This window comes from Mesorhizobium sp. 01N446 (assembly GCF_056399285.1).
In genome coordinates, this window is sequence record NZ_JBFTRA010000002.1 from 547,795 (window position 1) to 572,700 (window position 24,906).

A 24,906-nucleotide genomic window follows, 5' to 3' on the forward strand; every position below is an offset into this window, starting at 1 on the left:
CCGATGGCTCTAAGATCAGGCGCCGGTGATCAGCTTGCCAGCCTTGGATATCCAGGATCCTGCATTCTCGCGCGGCGAAAGCCCGTTGCTCTGCAGGAGCTTGTAGGAATCCTTGTACCACGGGCTGTCGGGATAGTTGGTGCCGAGCACCGCGGCGGCCGTCTGGGCTTCCGAGGTCAGCCCCATCGCGTAGTAGCTTTCGGTGAGGCGAGCCAACGCTTCCTCGACATGACGCGTGTTGGAATAGCTCTCCACCACGGTGCGGAAGCGCTTGACGGCGGCGATGTATTCACGGCGCTCCAGATAATAACGGCCGATCTGCATTTCCTTGCCGGCGAGCTGGTCGTTGGCGAAGCGGATCTTCTCCTTGGCGTCGTCGACATATTCCGACGTCGGCCAGCGCGTGACCAGATCCTGCATCGTCTGCAGCGTCTGGCGCGCTTCCTTCTGATCCTGCGTCACGTCCTTGATCTGGCGATAGTAGCTCAGGCCGATAATGTACTGCGCATAGGGCGCGTCATCGGTGGACGGATAAAGCGCCAGATAGCGCTTGGCCGACGAGATCGCCTCGTCGTAGCTGCCCTTTCGATAGTCGGCGAAAGCGCCCATCACCATCGATTTGCGGGCCCATTCCGAATAGGGATGCTGCCGGTCGACGGCGTCGAACTTCTTGCTCGCCTCGTCCAGGCGGCCGGCATTCAAATTGGCGAGACCCTGGTTGTAGAGAACGTCGGCCGGCTCGGTCTGGTCGACATATTTCGACAGGTCGATGTCTTTCTCCGACGACATGCAGGCCGACAGAAAGAGCGATGGAACAACCAGCGAAAGCGCCAGGAGAACAGACCGCTGGGGCGCCTTCGATTGACTGACTCGCTTGAAGAACATGATTGGATTGCGCCCTTTCGGCGTTATTTTAGTGCCTCTTGCATGCTGTTGTCCCAAAACTGGTCCCCACTTTTGAGCGACATGCACTAATCGACGGCAGCAGCCATAAACCATAACCGCCTTGCCCGGCAACGCTATCTCCGGCCAATGGCGCATTTTTGTGGCGACGCGACGGCGCCGGAGCATCCCTGTAATTTCGCCGACCGATGATGCATTCCTGCAACACCTGGCATCCCGCCACAAGGTGCGAAAACGTTGCGGAGTTCAGATCATCCAGGGCGCGTAGAGCGGCGCATTGACGGCGCTCATCTCCGCCGCGCGGCCGCGCTCGCGGCGTGTCGTCTCGACGATCTCGAAGGCCGTGCGGTCCGACAGCAGGCGCCGCAGCGCCGCCGCGTTCAGCCTGTGGCCGCCGCGATAGGAGCGGAAACAGCCGATGAAGCGAGCGCCGGCCAGAGCCAGATCGCCCATGGCGTCGAGCGTCTTGTGGCGCACGAATTCGTTGGGGTAGCGCAGGCCGCCCATGTTGATGACGCGGTTGTCGTCACCGATCACCAGCGAATTTTCCAGCGACGATCCCAGCGCATAGCCGGCCGCCCACAGCCGCTCGACATCCTTCATGAAGCCGAAGGTGCGGGCGCGCGCGATATCGCGGCGGAAAATGTCGGCATTGAGGTCCGACGCAAACAGCTGACGGCCGATAGCCGGGCTTTCGAAATCGATCTCGACCTCGAAGCGGGTGCCGTCATAGGGCCTGAACTCCGCCCAGGAAGCACCGTTCTCGATGCGAACCGGCTTGACGACCCTGATATAGCGCCGCTTGACCGGCAGCATCTCGATGCCCGCCTGGTCGATGGCCTCCACAAAGGCAATGGCACTGCCGTCGAGGATGGGAACCTCGTGGCCGTCGATCTCGATGAGAACATTGTCGATGCCGAGACCCAACAACGCGGCCATGATGTGCTCGACGGTGGCGATGTGCTCGCCCGAGGGATCGCCCAGCATGGTGCACAGATCGGTGGCGCCGATCTCGGAAAACAGGGCGCGGAACTCGCGGCCCTGCCCTTCGCCACTGATGAGCTGGAACACGATGCCGGTGTCGGCATCCGCGGGCAGGAAACTGACGGAAACTTCTTTGCCGCTGTGAACGCCGGTGCCCGTAAGCGACGCGCGCGTCTTCACTGTCGTCTGATAGTCGTGCAAGACAATCCCCATAAGCCCGATATGCCTAGGTCCGCTTCTCCAGCCCGAGGGCGCGGCTCTTGTTAAATCGGCAGGCAGGGCCACTTCCCCGAAATCCCGGCAGACCGACTATGGTAGGCAGCGAAGATAATGTCCCGCCAGAGAGACTCCAAATCACGGATTCTTACCCTTTGTAACCGCGGACCGGAGCGAACTCCATATCGTAACTATTTGATTCTGCAGCACTTAAAACGTTAACAGGCAAGCAATTCCTTGCTTGCCTGTTAACAATTGTTACGGTCCGTTAACCGCTTAGTTGGCCTGGCGGCGCAGGAACGCCGGAATCTCCAGCTGATCGTCGTCCTGAGTCGCCCTGGTCTGCGGCGTCAGGCGGCCCTGGTCGTCCAGCTGGCCGCGGCGCGGCGCGTAGAGCTGGGCGTCTTGGCTGGCGAGACGGCGCACTTCAGGGGCAGCCTGGCGCAGCTTGGGCTCGCGCGGCTGTGCCGGCTGCAGCCTTGCGGGCTCCTCTTCGCGGCGGGTCAGGCCGTTGGTCAGGCGCTTCAACAGGCCCATCGGCCCGCTGCTGTTCTCGTGGTCCACCGGGCGGCTCTTGGCGTCGACCTCGGCCTTCACGACCGGCGGAAAGTCCTCGACGCGCGGCATGCGCTGCGGCGCCATCGCTACCGGCTGCTGGACCTCGCGCAGCATTTCGCGCGGCTGCGGAGCCGGCTGCATCTGCTGGACGACCGGCTGCGGCATTGGCTGGGGCTGCTGCGGCGGCGCCTGGAAGATCTTGCTCTGCGGACGGAAGTCATCCGCATGGGCGACAGGAGCCGGCCGGGCCTGCGCCATGGCGGCGGCGTTTGCCTCAGCGAGTTGGATGGCTTCGGCGACCGGATCCGCGGCGCGCGGCTCGTAGACAGGCTGCTGGACCGGCGCCGGGCGGCTTTCCACGGCGGCCACGGCCGGACGGACGGCCGGCTTCTGCGGCGCCGTACGGATCGAGATCGGTGCCGCGGCGATTTCAGCCGCCGACTTGTCGATGCCGGTGGCGACCACCGAGACGCGGATGACGCCTTCGAGTTCCTCGTCGAAGGTGGCGCCCAGGATGATGTTGGCGTCCTGGTCGACTTCCTCGCGGATGCGGGTCGCCGCTTCGTCGACTTCGAACAGCGTCAGGTCGCGGCCGCCGGTGATCGAGATCAGCAGGCCCTTGGCGCCCTTCATCGAGGTTTCGTCGAGCAGCGGGTTGGCGATCGCGGCCTCGGCGGCGGCCATCGCGCGACCCTCGCCCGAAGCTTCGCCGGTGCCCATCATCGCCTTGCCCATCTCGCGCATCACCGAACGCACGTCGGCGAAGTCGAGGTTGATCAGGCCTTCCTTGACCATCAGGTCGGTGATGCAGGCGACACCGGAATAGAGCACCTGGTCGGCCATGGCGAAGGCGTCGGCGAAAGTGGTCTTGTCATTGGCCAGCCGGAACAGGTTCTGGTTGGGGATGACGATGAGGGTGTCGACGCATTTCTGCAGTTCCTCGATGCCGAGGTCCGCCGTCTTCATGCGCCGCGCGCCTTCGAAATGGAACGGCTTGGTGACGACGCCGACGGTGAGGATGCCCTTCTCGCGCGCGGCGCGGGCAACGACCGGAGCAGCACCGGTGCCGGTGCCGCCGCCCATGCCGGCGGTGACGAAGCACATATGGGTGTTGGACAGGTGGTCGATGATCTCGTCGATGCACTCTTCCGCCGCCGCACGGCCGACTTCCGGCTGCGAGCCGGCGCCGAGGCCTTCGGTGACATGCGCGCCGAGCTGGATCAGCCGGTCGGCCTTCGACATGGTCAGCGCCTGCGCGTCGGTGTTGGCCACGACGAACTCGACACCGCGCAAGCCCGCGGTGATCATGTTGTTCACGGCATTGCCGCCGCCGCCGCCGACACCGAACACGGTGATGCGCGGCTTAAGCTCGGTGATGTCCGGCTTCTGCAGATTGATGGTCATTGTCTCCGTCCTTTGCCTTTCACGCCGCTTCGCCGCCGCGGCCGCCTATGGGGCTGTCCCCGTCAATTAGAAACTGTCTCTCAACCACTGACTCATGCGATGCAGTTTTCCACCCGTCCCGGTCATCCTGAGACCGGAAATACCTTTTGCAGGATGGCTCTCGAAACTCGCCATCTGCGGATAGATCAGAAGCCCGACGGCGGCCGAGAAGGCCGGCCCCTTCGCTGCTTCGGGCAGGCCCGCCACGCCGAGCGGGCGGCCGATGCGTACATTGCGCCCCAGGATGCGGCGCGCCGCCTCCGGCAGGCCGGCCAGCTGGCTGGCGCCGCCGGTGAGCACGACGCGCTTGCCGACGGCATTGCCGTAGCCGGACTTGTTCAGCCGGTCGCGCAGCAATTCGAGCGTTTCGTCGATGCGGGCGCGCACGATGCGAGTCATCACCGAACGCGGGATCTGCAGCGGCACGTCGCCATCGTCGCCGATCGGCTGGATCGAGACCAGGTCGCGGTCGTCCGCGCTGCCCGGCAGCGCCGAACCATGCATGACCTTCAGCCGTTCGGCGGCGTCGAGCGAAGTCGAAAGCCCCTTGGCCATGTCCAGCGTGACGTGGTTGCCGCCAATGGCGATGGCGTCGCCATGGACGAACTTGCCTTCCGAAAACACCGAGATGGTCGTCGTGCCGCCGCCCATGTCGATGCAGGCGGCACCCAGTTCCAGTTCGTCGTCGACGAGTGCCGCCAGCCCGCTGGCATAGGGCGTCGCCACCATGCGCTCGACCGACAGATGCGAGCGGTTGATGGAGAGCTCCAGATTACGCATGGGCGCCGCGTCACCCGTCAGCACATGCATGTCGACGCCAAGCGCGTCACCGACCATGCCGCGCGGATCGCGCACGCCGCGCTCGGCATCGAGCGAGAAGCCGACGGGCAGCGAATGGATCACCTCGCGCTCTGCCTTGAGCGCTTGCTTGGCGCCGGCGCCCAGCACGCGCTTGATGTCGGCTTCGTCGGCCTCGTGGCCGCCAAGATTGATGGTCGCCGAGAAGGCTTCGCTCTTCAGCCGGCCGGCGGTCATGTTGACGATGAGCGAATCGACCGTCAGCCCCGCCATGCGCTCGGCGGCGTCGACGGAAAGGCGGATGGCATGCTCGGCCCGGTCGAGATCGACGACCACGCCCGACTTCACGCCTTGCGACTTCTGATGGCCGATGCCGATCACCTGGATCCGGTGCGAGCGGCCGCGCAACAGCTTGCCGTCATCGTTCGGCTTGAGCTTGGCCACCATGCAGCAGACCTTGTTCGAGCCGACATCCAGCACCGTCAGAGTGCCGGACCGGCGCGACGAGGCATCGCCTGAACCGCCAAGCCAGCTCATATCTTCGTCTCCGACTTGCGCTTGAGGGTCTTCGGCTTCTCGTTGAGCGCGGCCTCGCGCTGCGTCGCCGCTTCGGGCGTCAGCTCCACGACCAGCCGGTCTGTCAGGCGCATGTCGACAGCAGCGATGTCGCGCGACAGCAAGCCCTTGTCCTTGTCCATCTTGACCAGTTCGGCGAGCGCCTGGTCTTCCTCGTCTTCGGGCAGCTTGACGGTGATGCCGTTGTCCAGCTTCAGGTCCCAGCGGCGATCGCCAACGCGGATATAGCCTTTCACGCGGGTCGCCAGGTCGGGGTATTTTTCCACCTTGGCCAGGAAGTCAGGCGCCTTGGCCGGCGCGCCTTCGCCGATCAGCAGCGGCAGCAGCACCTGCTTGCCGCCGGAGAACGGCGCGATGACAGCGCCATCCCTCTGGATGACCGAGAGATCATTGCCCTGCTGCCAGAGCGCGAAAGCCTCACGCTCCTCGACACGCACTTCCAGCGTATGCGGATAGACCTTGCGCACCGCCGCCATTTCGATCCAGGGCAGGCCGGAGATACGCTCACGCGCGGCCTCGGCGTCAAAGCCGATCAGCGAGGTCCAGCCGTCGAGTTCGAGCCTGTCGAGAATGTCGATCTCGGAGGTCTGCCGGTTGCCGACCACCTTGACCTGATCGACGGCAAAGCCGGTGCGGGCGGTGATGCTCTGGATGATGCCGTCGGCATGGCCGCCGAGATAGGCGCCATAGGCGCCGCTCGAAGCGAGCAGCACCGCCGACATCATCGCGGCGGAGAACCGCGGCACTTCGAATTCACCATCGCCCAGGCGCGCCAGGATGCGCACCGGGCGACGAAGCAGGCGTGGCAGCACGAAATGGCCTGACGACAGCGACAAGCCGAACAGCGACGGCCCGGCCGCGCCCCTCCCCTTGCCTTGTCCCCAGTTCAACGCAGACACGAAGCGTCCTCCACCATCCAACTCAACAACTCACCAAACGAATGCCCGGCTTGGGCAGCGATTTCAGGCACCAGAGACGTCGGCGTCATGCCCGGCTGAGTGTTGACCTCGAGCCATACAACTTCGCCATTTTCGGAGTGACGATCGTCATAACGGAAGTCCGACCGGGAAACGCCCCGACAGCCGACAGCTTGGTGAGCCTTGAGCGCCAGTGTCTGTATTTTTTGGTAAATATTCGGTGAAACTTTTGCGGGGCATTCGTGTTTTGATCCGCCCGCGACATATTTTGAATCGTAATCGTAGAAGGAATGGCCGGTCGGAATGATCTCGCAGACGCCGAGCGCCACATCGCCCATGACGGCGCAGGTCAGCTCGCGCCCATGGATGTAGCGCTCGACCATGACGGTATCGCCATATTTCCACTCGGACGACCCGACGACCTGCGGCGGATGCGACTGCCCCTCCGACACGATGACGACGCCGAAGCTCGACCCCTCATTGACCGGCTTGATCACATAGGGCGGCTTCATCGGGTGCTTGTTCTGGATGGCGAAGCGATTGGCAACCTTCGATTCGGCGACGGGAACGCCGACCGATTTGACGATCTTCTTCGCCTGTTCCTTGTTCATGGCGAGCGCCGAGGCGAGCACGCCGGAATGGGTGTAGGGAATGCCGAGATATTCGAGGATGCCCTGGATGGTGCCGTCCTCGCCAAAGGGGCCATGCAGCGCATTGAAGGCAACGTCGGGCTTGAGCTCGGCAAGCACGGAGCCGACATCGCGCCCGACATCGACGCGGGTGACCTGATAACCCTCACTCTCCAGCGCATCGGCACAGGCCTTTCCGGAGGACAGGGACACGGGCCGCTCGGACGAAAAACCTCCCAGCAGGACGGCCACATGCTTGCTTTTCATTCCCCGTCATCCCCTCTCACGGCGGACCAAAAACCAAGATTTCCGCAACATTGAGTCCGAGTCTCCCGGCAGGTTGCCCCCCAGACGGAAAACGCGGGTAACGCGTCGAACGACTCAAATCAGGAAACGCTTTTAAGCAGAGAATCAGAGAGTTGATTCACTGGCAAGTGCTTATGAATCCGAGAGATTCACTTTGTGAGAAAATGGCTGCGAAAACCGCGTCGCTGAGTCTTTACAGCAACGGTTTTGCGCGTTTTGCGAGCGCGTTGAAGTTCATGCATCACATGAACTTCGTGAACGCCGAAGGTACGTTGAGATTCAGGTCAGGCCGAGCCGAAAACGATGGCCTTCGAGAACCGGAGCGGAGCGGGCATTCGGGTCCGTGAGCACCGAAAGCTGAGAAGGCCGTCGTTTGCAGGCCGGCATCACCTGAATATCAGCGTAACTAGAGGAGCTGCCCCAAAAACTCCTGGACGGCATGGCCGGGCCGGAAATTGCCGATGCGCTTGATCTCCCAGTGCAGCCGGATGCCCGAATGTTCGAGCACGCGGGCGCGCACCGTCTCGCCGAGATATTCGAGATCATAGCCGGTCGCCGTTCCGGTGTTGATCATGAAATTGCAATGCATCGGCGACATCTGCGCGCCGCCGATCATCAGGCCGCGGCAGCCCGCCTTGTCGATCTCCTTCCAGGCCGACGTGCCTTCCGGATTCTTGAAGGTCGAGCCGCCGGTCTTCTCGCGGATCGGCTGTACAGTCTCGCGGTGGTTCTGCACGGCATCCATCGCCGCCTTGATCGTGGCCTGGTCCTCGGCAAAGCCCTCAAACACCGCCGACGTGAAGATCAGCCCGGCAGGGGCGGACGAATGGCGATAGGCATAGCCCATTTCGGCATTGCTCAGCGTCTGGACATTGCCGTTGCGGTCGAGCGCGCGCACCTCGACGACACGCTCGCGCGTCTCGACGCCATTGGCGCCGGCATTCATCCTCAGTGCCCCGCCGATGGCGCCCGGAATGCCGTGATAAAAATGGAAGCCGCCAATGCCGGCCTCGAGCGCAAGGGCCGCCACGCGCTTGTCGGGCGTGGCGGCGCCCGCCTTGATCCTGATCGGTGAAACGATCTCGGCCTCGCCAAAGCCCTTGGCCGAAAGCCGGATGACAAAGCCCGGAATGCCGCCGTCACGAACAAGAAGGTTCGAGCCGACGCCGACAATGGTCAGCGGTATCTCCTCGGGAACCGCGCGCAGGAACGTGGCAAGGTCTTCCTCGTCGGCCGGCTGGAACAGCACCTCGGCCAGGCCGCCGGCGCGGAACCAGGTGATCTTGTCCATCTCGGCATTCGGCGTGAGCCGGCCGCGCAGGCCGGCAAGCCGGTCGCCGAGTTTGTCGATCAGGGCCTGGCCGTGCATCATGAGGCGGCAAGCTCCTTTGGCAGAGCATAGGCCCATTGGGTGATGTTGCCGGCGCCGAGGAAGACGACGAAGTCGCCGGGCTTGGCGAGATCGCGAATGATAGGCGCGATCGCCGTCGGTCCCTCTATATAGCGCGCGTCGCGATGCCCGCCGGCGCGGATGCGTGACACCAGCTCATCCGAGGTGACGCCGTCGATCGGGTCTTCGCCGGCGGCGTAGACCGGGGCGACCATCACCGTGTCTGCGTCGTTGAAGCAGGCGGAGAACTCGTTGAACAGATCATGCAGCCGGGTGAAGCGGTGCGGTTGGGCGATGGCGATGACGCGGCCCTTAGTGGCGCTGCGCGCGGCCTTCAGCACCGCCGAAATCTCGACCGGATGGTGGCCGTAATCGTCGAACACGTCGACGCCGTTCCAGGATCCGGTGAGGGTGAAGCGGCGCTTGACGCCGGCGAAGGACGACAGGCCCTTCTTGATCGCCTCGGCGGACAGGCCAAGCTCATGTGCGACGGCGATTGCCGCGGTGGCGTTGGAGACATTGTGACGGCCGGGCATCGGCAGGCGCAGGCCTGAAATCGTGCTCTGGCTGCCGGTCTTGCGGTCGCGGATAATCACGTCGAACTCGGACGTAGCACCCGCCATGCGATGGTTGGTGAAGCGCACATCGGCCTGCGCGTTCTCGCCATAGGTGATGACGCGGCGATCCTCGATGCGGCTGACCAGCGCCTGCACTTCCGGATGGTCCGTGCACATCACGCCGAAGCCGTAGAATGGCACGTTCTCGACGAACTGGCGGAACGCCTCGCGCACCTTGTCGAAGCTGCCATAATGGTCGAGATGTTCGGGATCGATGTTGGTGACGACGGCGATTTCGGCCGGCAGCTTGAGGAAGGTGCCGTCGCTCTCGTCCGCCTCGACCACCATCCATTCGCCGTCGCCCATGCGCGCATTGGTGCCATAGGCGTTGATGATGCCGCCATTGATGACGGTCGGATCGAGCCCGCCGGCTTCCAGCAGCGTCGCCACCATCGAGGTCGTCGTCGTCTTGCCATGCGTGCCGCCGATGGCGACGGCCTGGCGGAAGCGCATCAGTTCGGCCAGCATCTCGGCGCGCCGCACGATCGGGAGCAATTTTTCCCGCGCGGCCTTCAGCTCCGGATTGGATTTCTTGATCGCGGTCGAAACGACCACCACCTCGGCACCGCCGAGATTCTCGGCCTTGTGGCCGACGAAGCATTCGATGCCCTTGTCGCGCAACCGCTGCACATTGGCGCTGTCGGCCTGGTCGGACCCTTGCACCTTGTAGCCGAGATTGTGCAGCACCTCGGCGATGCCGCTCATGCCGATGCCGCCAATACCGATGAAATGCACAAGGCCGATGGTCTGCGGCATCTTCATGCTTGCGTGCCCTTCCTGAAATCCGAAACGGTTTTTTGGGACGCAATAGCCTCTGTGAGATCGGCGAGCAACCGTGCCGCGTCCGGCCTGCCGGCCGATTTCGCGCCCGCGGCCATCGCCGCCAGCCGCTCAGGCTTGTCCATCAGCCCGCCAATCAGGGTTGCGATGCGCTCGGGCGACAGTGTCGATTGCGGGTGAACCTCGCCGCCGCCGGCAGCGGCAAGGGCCGCCGCGTTCGCCGCCTGGTCATGGTCGAGCGCATAGGGATAGGGCACCAGCAGCGCCGGCCGGCCGATGACGGCGATCTCCGAGACGGTCGAGGCGCCGGAGCGCGAGATCACCAGATGCGCCGCCGCCATGCGCGCCGCCATGTCGGTGAAGAAGGGCGAGACCTCGACGGCGACGCCAAGGGCGGCGTAGGCCGCCTTCACCCGCGCCACGTCGTCGGCGCGGGCCTGCTGGGTGATCACCAGGCGCTTGCGCTGCGCGTCGGAAAGCAGCGCGATGGCGCCCGGCATGGCATCGGAAAAGAACTGGGCGCCCTGGCTGCCGCCGAACACCAGCAGGCGGAACGGCTCCTCGGCGGTCGACGCGACGTAAGGCGTCTTGGCTGCCTCCAGCACAGCCGGCCTGACCGGATTGCCCGTCGTCACCGTCTTTTCACCGGTGGCACTCGTATCCTGCGGCAGGAAGCCGCCGGCAATGGCATCGACGCGGCCGGCCAGCGCCCGGTTGGCGCGCCCCATCACCGCGTTCTGCTCATGGATCAGAGTCGGCACCTTGCGCCGCGTCGCCGCATAGAGCGGCGGCAGGGTCGGGTACCCGCCAAAACCGACCACCGCATCCGGCTTGATGCGGCCGATAATAGCGGAGGCCTGGCGCACGCCGCGCCAGATTTTCCAGAACGCGCCAAGCACGGCGATCGGATTCTTCGAGCCCATCGTCGCCGACTGGATCGGATGGACGGCGGCAGCCGGGAAATGACCGGCGAACCGCTCGGCGCGGTCGTCGGTCGCCAGATGCACCGTCCAGCCGCGCTCGTTCAGCTCGTGCGCCAGCGCCTCGGCCGGAAACAGATGTCCGCCGGTTCCGCCCGCCGCGAGAAGGATGACACCCCTCGCCATGTCACTCCGCCGGCAAGGCGCGCTGCGGCAGCGCAAAACCCATCTGCTTGCGCTTCTCCGGCCGCTTGCGCGTCAGCGCCAGCACCATGCCCATCGAGATGGCGATGGCGATCTGCGAGGAGCCGCCATAGGAGATGAAGGGCAGCGTCATGCCCTTTGCCGGCACCAGTTGCAGGTTGACGCACATGTTGATGACGGCCTGCAGGCCGAACACGGTGACGAGACCGCCGACCGCATAGCGGGTGAAGTCGTCATGTTCCTTCAGCGCCGTGTTGAGGCCGCGCAGCACGATGAAGGCGAAGATTGACATGATGAAGAAGCACATGATCAGCCCGAATTCCTCGCCCGCGACCGAGAAGACGAAGTCGGCATGGCTGTCGGGGATGACCCGCTTGACCGTGCCCTCGCCCGGACCGACGCCGAACCAGCCGCCATTGATCAGCGCGTCGCGTCCCATGTCGACCTGGAACGTGTCGCCCTCGCCGGTAAGGAACTTGTCGATGCGCAGTGCCACGTGCGGAAACACCGTATAGGCGGCGAAGACGCCGCCGACGCCGGCCGCGCCCAGCACGATGATCCACAGCCAGGGCAGCCCCGCCATGAAGAACATGATGCCCCAGGTGCCGGTCGTCAGCATGGTCTGGCCGAGGTCCGGCTGCGCCACCAGCAGCGACACCACCAGCACCAAAAGCAGCATGGCGAACAGATTGCCCGGAATGTCGGGCTGGCGCTTGTGCTCGGCGAACAGCCAGGCGCACATGATGACGAAGGCCGGCTTCAGGAACTCGGACGGCTGGATCGACAGGCCGGCGAGCGAAACCCAGCGCCGCGCGCCCTTCACCTCGACGCCGACATAGAGCACCGCCACCATCAGCACCAGCATCAGGCACAGCATGATCAGCGACATGCGCCGTATTTGCCTGGAATCGAGGAAGGAGACGGCCAGCATCACGCCGAGCGCCGGCACGGTGAAGATGATCTGCCTTGTGGCGAAGTGGAAACTGTCGAGGCCGATGCGTTCGGCCACCGCCGGGCTGGCGGCAAAGGACAAGACGATGCCCAGCCCCATCAGCGACAGGAATGCCGCCAGGAACCAGCGATCGATCGTCCACCACCAGGTTGCGACAGGACTTTTGTCGAGACGGCTCTGCATTATCGTGCCCCTCCGATGGGTTTGACGCCATCTATAGCGCTCGCAGCTTGCCTGAAGGCTTCGCCGCGAACTTCGAAATTCTTGAACTGGTCGAAACTGGCGCAAGCCGGCGACAACAGCACCACCACCTCGCCGCTGTCGTCCTTGGCCGCATCATGCGCGGCATGCTCCACCGCCGCCGCCAGCGTGCCCGAGATCTCGTAGGGCACCGTCTCGCCCAGCGTCGCCGAAAAGGCGGGTGCCGCCTCGCCGATCAGATAGGCCTTGGCGATGCGCGGGAAGAAGCCGCGCAGTGGCTCGATGCCGCCTTCCTTGGGCAGGCCGCCGGCGATCCAGTAGATGCGCGGAAAGCTCGACAGCGCCGGTGCTGCCGCGTCGGCATTGGTCGCCTTGGAATCGTTGACGAACAGCACATGATCCTTGCGGCCGACCTGCTCCATGCGGTGGGCGAGGCCCGGAAAACTTTCGAGCCCCGACTGGATTTCGCCGAGGTCGAGCCCGACCTTGAGGCAAGCGGCGACCGCGGCAAGCGCGTTCTGCGCATTGTGCTGGCCGCGCAGCGAGCCGATGCCCTCGAGGAAGGCGACCTTGCTGTAGCGGCCGTGCACGGCTTCCATCAGATTGGTGCCGTCGGCGAAATAGCCGTCGGTCAGCGGTAGCCGCTTGGAAATGCGGATGACCTGCTGGCCTGCCCGCTCCAGCCGCTCGGCGATCTGCGCGCACCAGGAATCGTCTATTCCGATGATCGCCGTCTCGCTGCCGGCCACCAGCCGCTCCTTGATCGAGGCGTAGTGCTGCATGGTGCCGTGGCGGTCGAGATGGTCCGGCGTCAGATTGAGCAGGATGCCGGCCGTCGGGTTGATCGAGGGCGCGAGGTCGATCTGGTAGGATGAGCACTCGACGACATAGTGGCGATCGGGGTTCGGCGGATCGAGCGTCATCACCGCGCGGCCGATATTGCCGCCCATCTGGGTGTCGCGGCCCGCCGATTTAAGGATATGCGCTGTCAGCGCCGTCGTCGTCGACTTGCCGTTGGTGCCGGTGATGGCGATGAAAGGCGCCGTCGGGGCTTGCAGAATCCGCTCACGGCAGAAAAGTTCGATGTCGCCGATCACCTCGACGCCGGCGCCCTTCGCCAGTTCCACCGTCCAATGCGGCTTGGGATGCGTCAGCGGCACGCCGGGCGACAGCACGAAGGCGGAGAAAACAGCCCAGTCCGCACCCCGCAGATCGGCGGTGGCGATGCCGGTGGCGGCCGCCTTGGCGACGCTGTCGGGATTGTCATCCCAGGCCAGCACCTGCGCCCCGCCCTCGATCAATGCCCGCGCGGTCGCGATCCCCGAGCCACCGAGCCCGAAGAGCGAAACATGCTTGCCTGCGAAGGATGCGGCGGGGATCAAGGAGGCTTCCTATCTCAGCTTCAGGGTGGAGAGGCCGACCAGCGCCAGGATGACAGCGATGATCCAGAAGCGGATCACGACCTGGCTCTCGGTCCAGCCGAGCTTTTCGAAATGATGGTGGATCGGCGCCATCAGGAACACGCGCTTGCCGGTCATCTTGAAGTAGCCGACCTGGATGATGACCGACAGGATTTCCACGACAAACAATCCGCCGACGATCACCAGCACGATCTCGTGCTTGGTCGCGACCGCGACGGTGCCGATCAGGCCGCCCATGGCCAGCGAACCGGTGTCGCCCATGAAGATCGCCGCCGGCGGTGCGTTGAACCAGAGGAAGCCGAGGCCGGCGCCGATGACGGCGCCGAGCACGACCGCCAGTTCGCCGGTGCCGGGAACGAAATGGATCTGCAGATACTCGGCGAACACCGCGTTGCCCGAGAGATAGGCGATGACGCCGAAGGACGCCGCCGCGATCATGATCGGCACGATCGCCAGACCGTCGAGGCCGTCGGTGAGGTTCACCGCATTGCCGGCGCCGACGATGACGAAGCAGGAGAACGGGATGAAGAACCAGCCGAGGTTGACGATGAATTCCTTGGCGAAGGGGAAGGTCAGCGATGACGAGAACGGCGCCTGGCCGTTGTGCATGATCACCCAGGCGGCGATGCCCGCGATGATGAATTCGAGCCCCAGCCGCGCCTTGCCGGAGAAGCCCAGATGCGACTGCTTGGTCACCTTCAGATAGTCGTCGTAGAAGCCGATCGAGCCGAAGCCCAGCGTCACCAGAAGCACCACCCAGACATAGATGCTCGACAGATTCGCCCACAGGAGCGACGAGCCGATGATGCCGGACAGGATCATCAGCCCGCCCATGGTTGGCGTGCCGGCCTTCTTGAAATGCGTCTGCGGCCCGTCGGCGCGGATCGGCTGGCCCTTGCCTTGCCTGAGCCGCAGCGAATTGATGATGGTCGGCCCGAAGATGAAGACGATCAGCGCCGAAGTGATCAGCGCTCCGCCGGTACGGAACGTGATGTAGCGGAAGACATTGAAGACCGAGATCTTGTCCGCGAAATCGACCAGCAGTGTAAACATGCGCTTTCGTCCCCCGACTTGACCTAGGTCAGTTTGCTGGTTGTCGTTTCAGCCGGATATTTGCCCAGCAGCGCATCGACCAGTTTTGCAAAACCGATGCCCTTCGACGATTTGATCATCACCACGTCGCCCGGCTTCAGCGCGGCAAGCAGCACCGGCTTCAATTCCTCGACGCCGGCGCGGTATTCCGTTTTGATGTCTTCAGGCAGCGCTTCCGCCAGCGCCCGCATTTCGGGGCCGCCGAGAAAGACCGTCTGCGTGCCGGTGCCGACGATGAGATCGGCAAGGGCGACGTGCAGCTTCGCCGAATGGTCGCCGAGTTCCAGCATGTCGCCGAGCACGGCGATGCGGCGCCCCTCGCCCGTCACCGGCGTCGCGTTGAGCAGCGCCATCGCCGCCGCCATCGAGGCCGGATTGGCGTTGTAGCTCTCGTCGATCAGCGTGATCGGGCCGCCGGGATGCCGCAACACATGGCGTTTGCCGCGGCCGCGCTCGGCCGAGAGATCGTTCAGCGCGATTGCCACCTTGTCGAGATCGGCGCCAACCAGCTGTGCTGCGCCCAGAACCGCCAGCACATTCTGCACCATGTGCCGGCCAGGTGCGCCGATGCGGGCGATCATGTCATGGCCGCCGATCCTGGCGGCGATGTCGGAATGGTCGGCGTGCAATTCGCATTTGGTCAGTTTGAAGGTCGAGCGCGCATTCTCGCCGAAGCCGTAGACATGCTCGACGCCGGCGGCATGCGCCATCTTGTCGAGAAGCTTGAAACGCGCATCGTCGCGGTTGAGGACGGCGGCACCTTCGGGCTCCAGCCCTTCGAAAATCTCGGCCTTGGCCTTGGCGATCTCGTCGAGATTGCGGAAGAAACCGAGATGCGCCGCCGCGATGATGGTGACGATGGCGACATGCGGCCGCACCATCTTCACCAACGGCCGGATCTCGTCGGGATGGTTCATGCCGATCTCGAAGATGGCATAGTCGCAATCCTCGGGCATGCGCGCGAGAGTCAGCGGCACGCCCCAGTGGTTGTTGAAGGACTGCGCCGAGGCATGCACCTTGCCGACGGCCGACAGCACATGGCGCAGCGCTTCCTTGGTCGTGGTCTTGCCCGCCGAACCGGTGACCGCGATGATCTTGGCCTGGGAGCGGGCACGCGCCGCGACGCCCAGCTTTTCCAGTGCGACCAGCACATCCTCGACGACGATGATCGGCGCCGTCAGCCGGCCGAGCGAAGGCAGCTTGCCTTCTGCCACCACCAGCACGCCGGCGCCGGCCTTGATGGCGGCGGTGGCGAAGTCATGGCCATCCATCGCCTCGCCCTTGATGGCGAAGAAGGCGTCACCCGGCTGCAGGCTGCGGCTGTCGATCGAAATGCCCGATATGCCTTCCGGCATAGGCCCGAGCGGCCGCCCGTCCATGGCGGCAACCAGCGCCTCGGAGGTCCACAGCAAACTCATGCGGCACGCTCCCGAAGCGCCGCGCGGACTTCCTCGTGGTCGGAGAAATGCAGGGTTTCGGAGCCGATCGTCTGGCCTTCTTCGTGGCCCTTGCCGGCGACGATCAGCGTGTCGCCGGCATGCAGCATGCCGACGGCCTCGTGGATCGCCTTGCGCCGGTCGCCGATCTCGATGGCGCCTGGGGCGGCGGCCAGAATGGCGGCGCGGATCGTCTCGGGCACTTCGGAGCGCGGATTGTCGTCGGTGACGATGACGACATCGGCAAGCCGGGTCGCGATCTCGCCCATGATCGGTCTTTTGCCCCGGTCGCGGTCGCCGCCGCAGCCGAAGACGACCATCACGCGGCCGGTGGTGAACGGCCGCACCGAAGCCAGCACGTTTTCCAGCGCGTCGGGCTTGTGGGCGTAGTCGACATAGACCGGCGCGCCGCTGGCGGTGGTGCCGACGAGGTCGAGCCGGCCCGGGGCACCCTTGAGTTTCTCCAAGGACATCAAGGCCTTGGCGACAGGTGTTCCGGTGGAAATGGCAAGTCCCGCCGAAACCAGCGCGTTCGAAATCTGGAAATCGCCGGCCAGCGGCAGGTCGATTTCGTAGAGCACGCCCTCGGCCTCGACCTCGGCGCGCTGGCGATGGCGTTCGTGCTCGACCCGCTTCAGCGTGAGGAAATCGCCATGGCGGCCAACCGTCAGCACCTTGAGCCCGGCAGCCTGTGCCGCCTGGATGGTCGGCGCCGACCACGGATCGTCGGCGAAGATAACGGCCGGCGCGCCCTTCGGCAGCAGTGTGTCGAACAGGCGCAGTTTGGCTCGATGATATTCCTCGACCGTCGGGTGATAATCCATATGGTCGCGGCCGAGATTGGTGAAGCCGCCGGCGGCGAGCTTCACGCCATCCAGGCGGCGCTGGTCGAGCCCATGACTGGACGCTTCCATTGAGGCATGCGTCACGCCGGCATCGGCCAATTCCCGCAGCAATTGGTGCAGGGCGACCGGATCGGGCGTGGTCAGCGAGCCATATTCGTTGCGGCCGGGCGCCACCACGCCGGTGGTGCCGATAGAAGCCGCGGCATAGCCCGCCTGCTCCCAGATCTGCCTGGTGAAGGCGGCGACCGAGGTCTTGCCGCTGGTACCGGTCACCGCGACCATGGTCTGCGGCTGCTTGCCGAAATAGCGGGCGGCACTCAGCGCCAGCGCCAGGCGCGGATCATCGACCGCCAGCACCGGAACCGGCAGTCCGGCGATGGAACCGCCCTTTCCTGCCACAACCGCCAGCGCGCCGCGCTTGGCCGCGTCGGCAGCATAGGCCGCACCGTCCGCCTTGGTTCCGGCGAGCGCAAAAAAGACGACGCCCGGTTTTACCTGGCGGGAATCGGACGAAATCCCGGTTACCTCCAGATCGGCGGAAGCTGTTCCTTCGACTGGCAGGACACCGGCTAGATCTCTGAGCTTCATCGAGTTCCGTTCACCGCAATAAAATAGCGCGCAGTCGCCGGCGCGCCCTAAGAATCACTCATAGGAAACCAACGTTGCACCATTTTCATGGCTGAAATCTGGTTTCACGCCAAGCATGGCCGCCGAACGCCTGATGATATTACCCGCCATGACCCCCGCATTCGCGGCCGCGACATCGGTCATCCCAGGCTTTTCCGGGTGCGGAGCATCGGCAATCGTAAACACCAGATATTGCGGGTCGTCCATCGGGAAGGCGGCGACAAAGGTGTTGAAATTCAGTTCTTTAGAGTAGCGGCCGTTGATGACCTTCTCGGCCGTTCCGGTCTTGCCGCCAACGCGGTAGCCAGGCACTCTGGCGTTTCTGGCCGAGCCCTTCTCGGCATTGAGCGAATAGAGGTAGCGCATGCCCTCGACCGTCTTTTCGCTCACAACTTTCTTGGCGGTTGCCATCGCTTCTTCCTGCGTACGCACCAGGAAGGTAGGATTCATAAGGAAACCGCCATTCATCAGCGCCGCGCAGCCGACAGCCGCCTGCAGCGGCGTCGTCGATACACCATGGCCGAAGGCGATGGTGAACGAGTTGACCTGTTTCCAGATCTTCGGCTCGGTCGGGCGGGCGACTTCAGGCAGCTCGGTCTGCATCCTTTCCAGAATGCCGAGGCGATGCAGGAATTCCCGGTGCCCCTCGATACCGACCAGTTCGGCCTCCCTGGCCGACCCGATGTTGGACGAATAGAGGAACACTTCAGGCAACGACAGCACACGGTTCTTGCCGTGGAAATCGTGAATGGCCTGATGGCCGACCCGGATCGGGTGCGAGGCGTCGAAACGACTGTTCATCGTCGCCTTGCCGGAATCGAGCGCCATGGCCGAGGTGAAGCTCTTGAAGGTCGAGCCCATCTCATAGAGGCCCGCCGACATCCGGTTCAGCCGGTCCTTTTCCTGTGCATTGTAGGGATTGTTCGGATCGAAATCCGGCACCGAGGCCATGGCCACCACTTCGCCGGTCTTGACGTTGAGCACGACGGCGCCGGCGCCGAGCGCGCGGTAGCGCTCGAGGCCGGCGGCGATCTCGTCGCGCACCACATGCTGGACGCGCAGATCGATCGACAGCTTCACCGGCTTGAGATCCTTGGCCACCGCCAGGCCCGACGCCTGCAGGTCGCTCAGGCCCTGCTCGTCGATATATTTCTCCATGCCGGAGATGCCCTGATTGTCGATGTTGGTCAGGCCGACAATGTAGGACGAGGTTTCGCCGCTGGGATAGAAACGGCGCTTCTCCGTGCGGAAGCCGAAACCGGGAATGCCGAGCTGCATGATGTCGGCCTGCTGCTTTGGCGTCAGCTGCCGCTGCAGCCAGACGAAGCCGGCGCCGCTCTTGAGCTTGTGGTAGGTCTGCTCGTAATCGATCTCGGGCAGCACGGTCGACAGCTTCTCGATCGCCTCGTCGGCATCGACGATGCGGCGCGGCTCGGCGAACAGCGACGCCGTCTTGATGTCGGTCGCCAGCACTTCGCCATTGCGGTCGACAATATCGGGCCGCGAGGCGGTGATCCGGCTCTGCGGGCCGCCCGACAAATCGGGGGTCTGGAAGCCGAGATAGACCAGCCGCCCGGAAATGGTCGAGAAGATGCCGAAGAACACCGCCATCGTCATCACGATGCGCGCCTTGCCCTTGCCGCCGGTCGCCTTGCGGGCGCCCTCGACGACGATCGATCCGTCTTCACCCGTCCTTGCGCGACGCTTCAGCAATTTGCCGATCATTGGGCGATGCCTCCGGTCACGACGGGATCCTTGCCGTCCGCGGGCGCCTTGTCGGAATTGTCGGCCATGCCGCCCTGGCGTCCGTTCAGAATGTCCTGGATGTCCAGGGCCTTGGCCGGCAGGTCGCTCAAGCCGACGATCTGGCGCGCGCTGACCGGCTCGAGCGCAAGCTGCGACTTGTATTGTTCGGCGAGCTTCTGCAGCCGCGACGGCTGGGTGAGCAGACTCCAGTCGGCCTTGAGGAGGTCGATCGTCTCCTCCTCGTAGCGTATCTGGTTATGGATTTTCTGCACCGCCGCCAACTGGTCCTCGGCCTCGCGCTTGGTCTTGTAGGTCAGGGCCGCCGCCGAAACCATGACGGCGATCAGGACAATGTCGCTGGTACGGAACACGTGCTTACCTCTCCCCCGGCGGGTTGATGCCGGGAAGCTTTGGAAGGCCGAAAATCGAAAAGTCGCCGGTGCGCGCCGGTGCCTCGGTGCGGATCGCCGCGCGCAGCCTGGCCGAGCGGGCGCGCGGATTGGCCGCGACCTCGGCGTCATCAGCCGTCACGCCGCCGCCGGCCTTGCGGAAGGTCGCGGTGCGCGCATGCGCCTCGGGCAGGTGACGCGAGCCAGTGGCGACGTCGGCCCGGTCGGCGATGAAGCGCTTGACGATGCGGTCTTCCAGCGAGTGGAAAGTCACCACGACGAGCCGTCCGCCGGGCTTCAGCGCGCGCTCGGCCGCGAACAGCGCCTTGGCCAGTTCGCCGAGTTCGTCGTTGACGTAGATGCGTAGCGCCTGGAAGACGCGGGTCGCCGGATGGATCTTGTCCTTCGGCGCGCGGCCGATATGCGTCTCGATGGCGTCCGCCAGTTCGAGCGTACGCTCGAACGGCCGCTTTTCACGGCGCGCCTCGATCATGCGGGCGATGCGCCCGGCATGTCGCTCCTCGCCGAGAAAGCCGAAGATGCGGGCGAGATCACCGGGCTTGAAGCTGTTGACGACATCGGCGGCGCTGAGGCCCGACTGCGCCATGCGCATGTCGAGCGGCCCATCGAAGCGGAAAGAAAAGCCGCGCTCGGCCTGGTCGAGCTGCATGGAGGAAACGCCAATGTCGAGCACGACGCCGTCGGCGCTCTCGACATGTTCGTCCAGCGTCGAGAACGGCGCCTGCACCAGTCTCAGCCTGCCGCCCGCTTGCGCCTCGAGATCGCGCCCGGCCGCGATCGCATCGGGATCGCGGTCGATCGCCACGACCGAAGCGCCCGTCGCCAGAATGGCCCTGGTGTAGCCGCCGGCGCCGAACGTGCCGTCGATGATGATGTCGCCCTCCTCCGGCGCCAGTGCTTCGAGCACTTCGCCAAGGAGGACCGGAATGTGGCGGACCGGTCCGCCAACGGCGTTCGTATCATCGCCGTGGCCCACCGTCATTCCGGTCGCTCCCCAGGCTTCGTCCCCTGCCGAAGCTGCAAAAGCCTGGCCCGCGCCTGCGCCCCATAGGCCGCAAGCCGTCCCGGCTCCCAGATCTGAAAGAAATTGCCGCGCCCGACAAACGCCACCTCCGCCGAGATGCCGGTATGCTCGCGGATGAAATCGCTCATCGTGATGCGGCCGTCCTGGTCGAGTTTCAGGAAGGTCCCATCGCCATGACAGAAGAACGACATGTCGTCCGCCGTCTGCAGGAAGGGATCTTCCAGCGCAATGCGCTGCTCGTAGCGATCGAGCAGATCGAGCCCGCCGACATCCATCGCTGGCAGGTCCAGGCAGCGCAGTGCGTAGAGTTCCGAATAGCCGCGCTTCTGCACGACGGCGCGGAAATGCGCCGGAACGGACACCCGTCCCTTCGCATCGATCCTGCTCACCGTGTTCGACAGAAACCGGTCCATTAAACGTTACAGCCGCTTGCGCCGCCGCACCCCTCTTCATTGTCTTGCACGCGCCACCGCCGCGCGTTCCCTGCCCCGTATCAGCCTCGCCCGCACGGGCAAAAACCGGCAAACGGGCAGCCGCCGCGGCTGCCCGATTGGCGTACGCTTTACCCTGACGCGGAACGAAGGCTTTGATGTCTTGATGGGATATCATGGGGTACTATGGGCGTCAACGGGAATGGGCTTCACAAACACGCGCAGCGCGACCAATCCGAGCAGCCGTTACGGCACGTCTCGTCTTTATGGATCATTAAGCCTAACGAAGCGTTTAGAGCCCTCTGGCCCAAAAGACTTGGGCTTGCCGCAAATCATCCGCCCGCATAGCGTCGAGCGGCGTCTTCCGCCCAAAAAAGCAAGGATCGAGCTCATGTCCGAGACGGCAAAGTCACGCGCCGCCGAACTGTCCCATTTGCGCAGCCGCGACTTCGCCAGCGGCGATCCGATCCCCTTGCCGCTGACCATGGCCTCGATCTTTCACACGCCGGGTGCCGAGACCGGTGTCGATCAATATGGCCGCTACGACAACCCGACCTGGCGCGCCGTGGAACACGTGCTCGGCCATCTGGAAGATGCGCAATGCGTGAGTTTTCCCTCCGGAATGGGCGCGATTTCGTCGGTGTTTTTCGCGCTGCTGAAATCGGGCGATCGCGTGCTCCTGCCCTCGGACGGCTATCACGCCACGCGTGCGATGGCCGAACGCTTCCTGAAGCCGCTCGGCATCACCTGCGACGTCAGGCCGACGCCGACCTTCCTCGATGGCGGCTTCGAAGGTTATTCACTGGTTTTCGTGGAAACCCCGTCCAACCCGCGGCTGGACATCTGCGACATCTCGGCCATCGCCAAGGCTGTCCACGAACAGGGTGGGATCCTTGTCGTCGACAACACGACGATGACACCGTTCGGCCAACGTCCGCTCGACTTCGGCGCCGATATCGTCGTCTCCGCCGACACCAAGGCGGTCAACGGCCACTCGGACGTGCTGTTCGGCCATGTCGCCAGCCGCAACGCCGACATCGTCACCAAGGTGACGGACTGGCGCAGCATTGTTGGCGGCATTCCCGGACCGTTCGAAGCCTGGCTGGTGCATCGCGGCCTCGAAACACTGGAGGTTCGCTTCGACCGCATGTGCGCGTCGGCCGAAACGATCGCGCAACGGCTGAAGCAACATCGCGCAGTGCGTGGCCTGCGCTTTCCCGGCCTCAACGGCGACCCATCGCACAACCTTGCCCACACCCAGATGGAACGCTTCGGCTTCCTCATCTCCTTCGAACTCGCCTCGGAGGAGAAAGCCGAGGATTTCATCAACAATTGCCAACTGATAGAGGCCGCAACCTCCTTCGGCGGCGTCCACACCTCGGCCGAGCGGCGCTCGAAGCGAGGCGATGCGGTGCCGCCGGGCTTTATCCGCCTCTCGGTCGGCTGCGAACCGGTGGAGGAGCTCTGGAAAGCGATTGAGGTGTCGCTGGACAGGGTCAGCGGTTGACGCCTTGGACGTGACGTCCTCGAGATTGACCAGCATCAGCGCTGTCACTGGTGATTTCGCCAACTACCAACGTTGAAGAAGGCATGCCGACATCGAAGCGCTCCCTTCTCCCCGTCACTATACGGGGAGAAGGTGCCGGCAGGCGGATGAGGGGCAGCGCCAACCTCCGAGGCGATAATTCTGTATCACTTCTGAAAGTCGCCGGCCTCGGTCACCGCGACATATTTGGTCCGCAAGCGGTCCATGAATTGAGGCCCGTCCACCATCGTCTCAAGGCCATTGAACAAGCTGTGCTTACGTGCCTCGGCCTTGATTTCATCCATCGATGCAAATCGACCCGGCCCACTGTCGATGCCTTCCTGCACCAGTCTGCGCAACTCCTCGATCGTATAGCCGAAGAGATCGCGGCGGTCCTTCCATTGCCGCAGCGCATCGCGGATCACTTCGCTCGCCGAGGCATATTCGCCGGCAGCAACCACATCGTCCACCGCTTGCGCCAGTTCCGGCGACAGCGTGATGCTGCGTTTGTCGACCTGTCCCATGAAAGGCTCCCGATATCGTCCTCGAACCATGGTACGATTTAATCGCACCAGGTTCAAGCATTCGGCCCGTACCAGACCACCAGGGATTGGCCAGAGAAGCTTGAATCGGCAGGCGCGCCCGAGGGCGCAACCTGCTGATCTCAAAAGATTTTCCTTCAGGGAAGAAACTGCCAGCTGGCCTGTAAGCCGGGTTCTGTATGGCCCTCGCCCCTTGCGGGACGAGAACGTGGCGGCCATTCATCTTGGGCGCATGTTGCCATGCGCCTCACGCAACCTACCCGGACGGTGAGCCGGAAACAGCCCTCGAGGGTTTCCCCTCGCACCGCCCCTATTCGGTTTTGCTCCCGGTGGGGTTTACCATGCCGCTCCTGTTGCCAGTCGCGCGGTGGGCTCTTACCCCACCCTTTCACCCTTACCCCGACAAAGTCGTGGCGGTTTGCTTTCTGTGGCACTTTCCCTGGGGTCGCCCCCGCCGGCCATTAACCGGCACCGTGTCTCCATGGAGCCCGGACTTTCCTCACTCGCGGCCTTTCGGCGTTTGCGAGTGCGGCCGCCCAGCCAGCTGGCTCGGCGTATAAAGGGGTTCAGCCGGGAAAACGCAAACGAAAAAGCCGGCTTGTCCGCCGGCTCTCGCACCTTGCGCTCAAAGCGAGGCCATCTGAACCTTGACCTTGCTGCAATAGGCGGCCGAGATCGGGTTCATTCGCGTCGCGGCATGGCCGGCATTGTATTTCAGGATCGTGCCACAGGTCGTGCCACCACCAAGGTTCTGCGCCAAGGCGAGATACTTCATCCCGTATTTGATGTTGGTGTCGGGATCGAAAAGGCCCTTGGCCGAGCCGTTGTAGCCCATCATCCGCGCCGTCGCCGGCTTGATCTGCATCAGGCCGATCTCACCGGCGCTGCCGACCATATTCGGCCGGTAGTTGCTCTCGATCTTGATGACGGCATTCGCCAGCGACACCGGAACGCCATAGCTTGCCGCATAGCGGGCGACGATCGCGGAATACTGGCCGCTGCTGGCCACCGCCGCCGTCGACGCGGCGACATTCCTGAGGCCGATCGATGCCGTTGTCGTCATGTCGACGGTCTTGCGGCCACGCTTCGTCTGCCTTTTGGCGGAGGATTTCTTCGCCTTGGTCCAGCTGGCCTTTTCCACCTTCGCGGAAGCCTGCTTCGCCATCGCCTTTGCACTTCTGCCGCTTTTGGCCGAAATGGCCTTGCCTTTGGCGGTCGCCGCGACGAGTCCCTGGTCGGCCCGTGGGCTCAACGGCGTGGCGTGAGCCGCGCTGAAGGCAAAAGTCATTACGCCGGCAGCAAGAGCTGCCGTAACAACGGTCAATTTCTGCATGTGATCCTGTTCTGTCTGGACCACGCGAAGATGTTCGCGCGGTGCGGCTTGACTACTATCGGAACATCCGGGGGGCTAGA

The 24,906-nt window shown here is 64.1% G+C and carries 21 protein-coding genes and 1 other RNA gene; 1 reads left to right on the plus strand and 21 read right to left on the minus strand.

The window, feature by feature from the left end; all coding sequences use genetic code 11:
- Window positions 1-15: 15 nt before the first annotated feature.
- The 18 genes from AC1DPX_RS10985 to mraZ form a co-directional block, all read right to left on the minus strand.
- Window positions 16-885 (minus strand): outer membrane protein assembly factor BamD, encoded by an 870-nt coding sequence (locus tag AC1DPX_RS10985; protein ID WP_202359062.1) that lies wholly within the window; start codon window positions 883-885, stop codon window positions 16-18.
- 264 nt (window positions 886-1,149) lie between these two features.
- Window positions 1,150-2,100: a UDP-3-O-acyl-N-acetylglucosamine deacetylase gene (gene lpxC, locus AC1DPX_RS10990; protein ID WP_477236512.1), complete on the minus strand. Its 951-nt coding sequence runs from the start codon at window positions 2,098-2,100 to the stop codon at window positions 1,150-1,152.
- Between the two features lie 279 nt (window positions 2,101-2,379).
- Window positions 2,380-4,065 carry a cell division protein FtsZ gene (gene ftsZ, locus AC1DPX_RS10995; RefSeq protein WP_477236514.1) on the minus strand — a complete coding sequence of 562 codons (1,686 nt, stop codon included), beginning with the start codon at window positions 4,063-4,065 and terminating at the stop codon, window positions 2,380-2,382.
- A 66-nt stretch (window positions 4,066-4,131) separates the two neighbouring features.
- Window positions 4,132-5,439 (minus strand): cell division protein FtsA, encoded by a 1,308-nt coding sequence (ftsA, locus tag AC1DPX_RS11000; protein WP_010910249.1) that lies wholly within the window; start codon window positions 5,437-5,439, stop codon window positions 4,132-4,134.
- Complete coding sequence (locus tag AC1DPX_RS11005; RefSeq protein WP_477236516.1) at window positions 5,436-6,377, minus strand: cell division protein FtsQ/DivIB; 942 nt, start codon at window positions 6,375-6,377, stop codon at window positions 5,436-5,438. The genes ftsA and AC1DPX_RS11005 overlap by 4 nt, the downstream gene beginning before the upstream one ends.
- Complete coding sequence (locus tag AC1DPX_RS11010) at window positions 6,365-7,291, minus strand: D-alanine--D-alanine ligase (RefSeq protein WP_477236518.1); 927 nt, start codon at window positions 7,289-7,291, stop codon at window positions 6,365-6,367. Before AC1DPX_RS11010 ends, AC1DPX_RS11005 begins: the two co-directional genes overlap by 13 nt.
- Before the next feature lie 445 nt (window positions 7,292-7,736).
- The gene (gene murB / locus AC1DPX_RS11015; protein ID WP_477236520.1) at window positions 7,737-8,702 is read right to left on the minus strand and encodes a UDP-N-acetylmuramate dehydrogenase; all 966 of its coding nucleotides are present in this window, start codon (window positions 8,700-8,702) and stop codon (window positions 7,737-7,739) included.
- On the minus strand, window positions 8,699-10,099 hold the full coding sequence (gene murC, locus AC1DPX_RS11020) for a UDP-N-acetylmuramate--L-alanine ligase (RefSeq protein WP_477236521.1): 1,401 nt from the start codon (window positions 10,097-10,099) through the stop codon (window positions 8,699-8,701). The genes murB and murC overlap by 4 nt, the downstream gene beginning before the upstream one ends.
- Window positions 10,096-11,223: an undecaprenyldiphospho-muramoylpentapeptide beta-N-acetylglucosaminyltransferase gene (gene murG / locus AC1DPX_RS11025; RefSeq protein ID WP_477236523.1), complete on the minus strand. Its 1,128-nt coding sequence runs from the start codon at window positions 11,221-11,223 to the stop codon at window positions 10,096-10,098. Before murG ends, murC begins: the two co-directional genes overlap by 4 nt.
- Window position 11,224: 1 nt before the next feature.
- Window positions 11,225-12,376, minus strand: a complete 1,152-nt coding sequence (gene ftsW / locus AC1DPX_RS11030) for a putative lipid II flippase FtsW (protein ID WP_202359054.1) — start codon at window positions 12,374-12,376, stop codon at window positions 11,225-11,227.
- Window positions 12,376-13,776 (minus strand): UDP-N-acetylmuramoyl-L-alanine--D-glutamate ligase, encoded by a 1,401-nt coding sequence (gene murD / locus AC1DPX_RS11035; protein WP_477236525.1) that lies wholly within the window; start codon window positions 13,774-13,776, stop codon window positions 12,376-12,378. Before murD ends, ftsW begins: the two co-directional genes overlap by 1 nt.
- A gap of 9 nt (window positions 13,777-13,785) precedes the next feature.
- Window positions 13,786-14,868: a phospho-N-acetylmuramoyl-pentapeptide-transferase gene (gene mraY, locus AC1DPX_RS11040; RefSeq protein WP_096447448.1), complete on the minus strand. Its 1,083-nt coding sequence runs from the start codon at window positions 14,866-14,868 to the stop codon at window positions 13,786-13,788.
- 23 nt (window positions 14,869-14,891) lie between these two features.
- Window positions 14,892-16,325 (minus strand): UDP-N-acetylmuramoylalanyl-D-glutamyl-2,6-diaminopimelate--D-alanyl-D-alanine ligase, encoded by a 1,434-nt coding sequence (locus tag AC1DPX_RS11045; RefSeq protein ID WP_477236527.1) that lies wholly within the window; start codon window positions 16,323-16,325, stop codon window positions 14,892-14,894.
- A complete protein-coding gene (locus tag AC1DPX_RS11050) occupies window positions 16,322-17,776 on the minus strand; it encodes a UDP-N-acetylmuramoyl-L-alanyl-D-glutamate--2,6-diaminopimelate ligase (RefSeq protein ID WP_477236529.1) in 1,455 nt (484 codons plus the stop codon). Before AC1DPX_RS11050 ends, AC1DPX_RS11045 begins: the two co-directional genes overlap by 4 nt.
- A 54-nt stretch (window positions 17,777-17,830) precedes the next feature.
- Window positions 17,831-19,540 carry a peptidoglycan D,D-transpeptidase FtsI family protein gene (locus AC1DPX_RS11055; protein ID WP_202359050.1) on the minus strand — a complete coding sequence of 570 codons (1,710 nt, stop codon included), beginning with the start codon at window positions 19,538-19,540 and terminating at the stop codon, window positions 17,831-17,833.
- Window positions 19,537-19,932, minus strand: coding sequence for a cell division protein FtsL (gene ftsL, locus AC1DPX_RS11060; RefSeq protein ID WP_202359049.1), 396 nt, complete (start codon window positions 19,930-19,932; stop codon window positions 19,537-19,539). Before ftsL ends, AC1DPX_RS11055 begins: the two co-directional genes overlap by 4 nt.
- Window positions 19,933-19,936: 4 nt before the next feature.
- Window positions 19,937-20,953, minus strand: coding sequence for a 16S rRNA (cytosine(1402)-N(4))-methyltransferase RsmH (gene rsmH / locus AC1DPX_RS11065; protein ID WP_477236531.1), 1,017 nt, complete (start codon window positions 20,951-20,953; stop codon window positions 19,937-19,939).
- The gene (gene mraZ / locus AC1DPX_RS11070) at window positions 20,950-21,408 is read right to left on the minus strand and encodes a division/cell wall cluster transcriptional repressor MraZ (RefSeq protein WP_056582893.1); all 459 of its coding nucleotides are present in this window, start codon (window positions 21,406-21,408) and stop codon (window positions 20,950-20,952) included. The genes rsmH and mraZ overlap by 4 nt, the downstream gene beginning before the upstream one ends.
- 409 nt (window positions 21,409-21,817) lie before the next feature.
- Here mraZ and AC1DPX_RS11075 point away from each other — a divergent pair, with 409 nt between their 5' ends.
- Complete coding sequence (locus AC1DPX_RS11075; RefSeq protein ID WP_477237487.1) at window positions 21,818-22,933, plus strand: cystathionine gamma-lyase; 1,116 nt, start codon at window positions 21,818-21,820, stop codon at window positions 22,931-22,933.
- Between the two features lie 185 nt (window positions 22,934-23,118).
- Here AC1DPX_RS11075 and AC1DPX_RS11080 read toward each other — a convergent pair whose 3' ends face one another.
- The 3 genes from AC1DPX_RS11080 to AC1DPX_RS11090 form a co-directional block, all read right to left on the minus strand.
- The gene (locus AC1DPX_RS11080) at window positions 23,119-23,475 is read right to left on the minus strand and encodes a type II toxin-antitoxin system ParD family antitoxin (protein ID WP_477237489.1); all 357 of its coding nucleotides are present in this window, start codon (window positions 23,473-23,475) and stop codon (window positions 23,119-23,121) included.
- Window positions 23,476-23,641: 166 nt separating this feature from the next.
- An RNA gene (gene rnpB / locus AC1DPX_RS11085) (RNase P RNA component class A) lies at window positions 23,642-24,041 on the minus strand.
- Window positions 24,042-24,118: 77 nt separating this feature from the next.
- On the minus strand, window positions 24,119-24,826 hold the full coding sequence (locus tag AC1DPX_RS11090; RefSeq protein WP_477236533.1) for a lytic transglycosylase domain-containing protein: 708 nt from the start codon (window positions 24,824-24,826) through the stop codon (window positions 24,119-24,121).
- Window positions 24,827-24,906 lie beyond the last annotated feature (80 nt).

Excerpts from the sequence above, each read along its gene's own strand:
- AC1DPX_RS10985 (WP_202359062.1), bottom strand. The coding sequence starts at position 885 with ATGTTCTTCAAGCGAGTCAGTCAATCGAAGGCGCCCCAGCGGTCTGTT.
- lpxC (WP_477236512.1), bottom strand. The coding sequence starts at position 2,100 with ATGGGGATTGTCTTGCACGACTATCAGACGACAGTGAAGACGCGCGCG.
- ftsZ (WP_477236514.1), bottom strand. The coding sequence starts at position 4,065 with ATGACCATCAATCTGCAGAAGCCGGACATCACCGAGCTTAAGCCGCGC.
- ftsA (WP_010910249.1), bottom strand. The coding sequence starts at position 5,439 with ATGAGCTGGCTTGGCGGTTCAGGCGATGCCTCGTCGCGCCGGTCCGGC.
- AC1DPX_RS11010 (WP_477236518.1), bottom strand. The coding sequence starts at position 7,291 with ATGAAAAGCAAGCATGTGGCCGTCCTGCTGGGAGGTTTTTCGTCCGAG.
- murB (WP_477236520.1), bottom strand. The coding sequence starts at position 8,702 with ATGATGCACGGCCAGGCCCTGATCGACAAACTCGGCGACCGGCTTGCC.
- murC (WP_477236521.1), bottom strand. The coding sequence starts at position 10,099 with ATGAAGATGCCGCAGACCATCGGCCTTGTGCATTTCATCGGTATTGGC.
- murG (WP_477236523.1), bottom strand. The coding sequence starts at position 11,223 with ATGGCGAGGGGTGTCATCCTTCTCGCGGCGGGCGGAACCGGCGGACAT.
- ftsW (WP_202359054.1), bottom strand. The coding sequence starts at position 12,376 with ATGCAGAGCCGTCTCGACAAAAGTCCTGTCGCAACCTGGTGGTGGACG.
- mraY (WP_096447448.1), bottom strand. The coding sequence starts at position 14,868 with ATGTTTACACTGCTGGTCGATTTCGCGGACAAGATCTCGGTCTTCAAT.
- AC1DPX_RS11045 (WP_477236527.1), bottom strand. The coding sequence starts at position 16,325 with ATGAGTTTGCTGTGGACCTCCGAGGCGCTGGTTGCCGCCATGGACGGG.
- AC1DPX_RS11050 (WP_477236529.1), bottom strand. The coding sequence starts at position 17,776 with ATGAAGCTCAGAGATCTAGCCGGTGTCCTGCCAGTCGAAGGAACAGCT.
- AC1DPX_RS11055 (WP_202359050.1), bottom strand. The coding sequence starts at position 19,540 with ATGATCGGCAAATTGCTGAAGCGTCGCGCAAGGACGGGTGAAGACGGA.
- rsmH (WP_477236531.1), bottom strand. The coding sequence starts at position 20,953 with ATGACGGTGGGCCACGGCGATGATACGAACGCCGTTGGCGGACCGGTC.
- mraZ (WP_056582893.1), bottom strand. The coding sequence starts at position 21,408 with ATGGACCGGTTTCTGTCGAACACGGTGAGCAGGATCGATGCGAAGGGA.
- AC1DPX_RS11075 (WP_477237487.1), top strand. The coding sequence starts at position 21,818 with ATGTCCGAGACGGCAAAGTCACGCGCCGCCGAACTGTCCCATTTGCGC.
- AC1DPX_RS11080 (WP_477237489.1), bottom strand. The coding sequence starts at position 23,475 with ATGGGACAGGTCGACAAACGCAGCATCACGCTGTCGCCGGAACTGGCG.
- AC1DPX_RS11090 (WP_477236533.1), bottom strand. The coding sequence starts at position 24,826 with ATGCAGAAATTGACCGTTGTTACGGCAGCTCTTGCTGCCGGCGTAATG.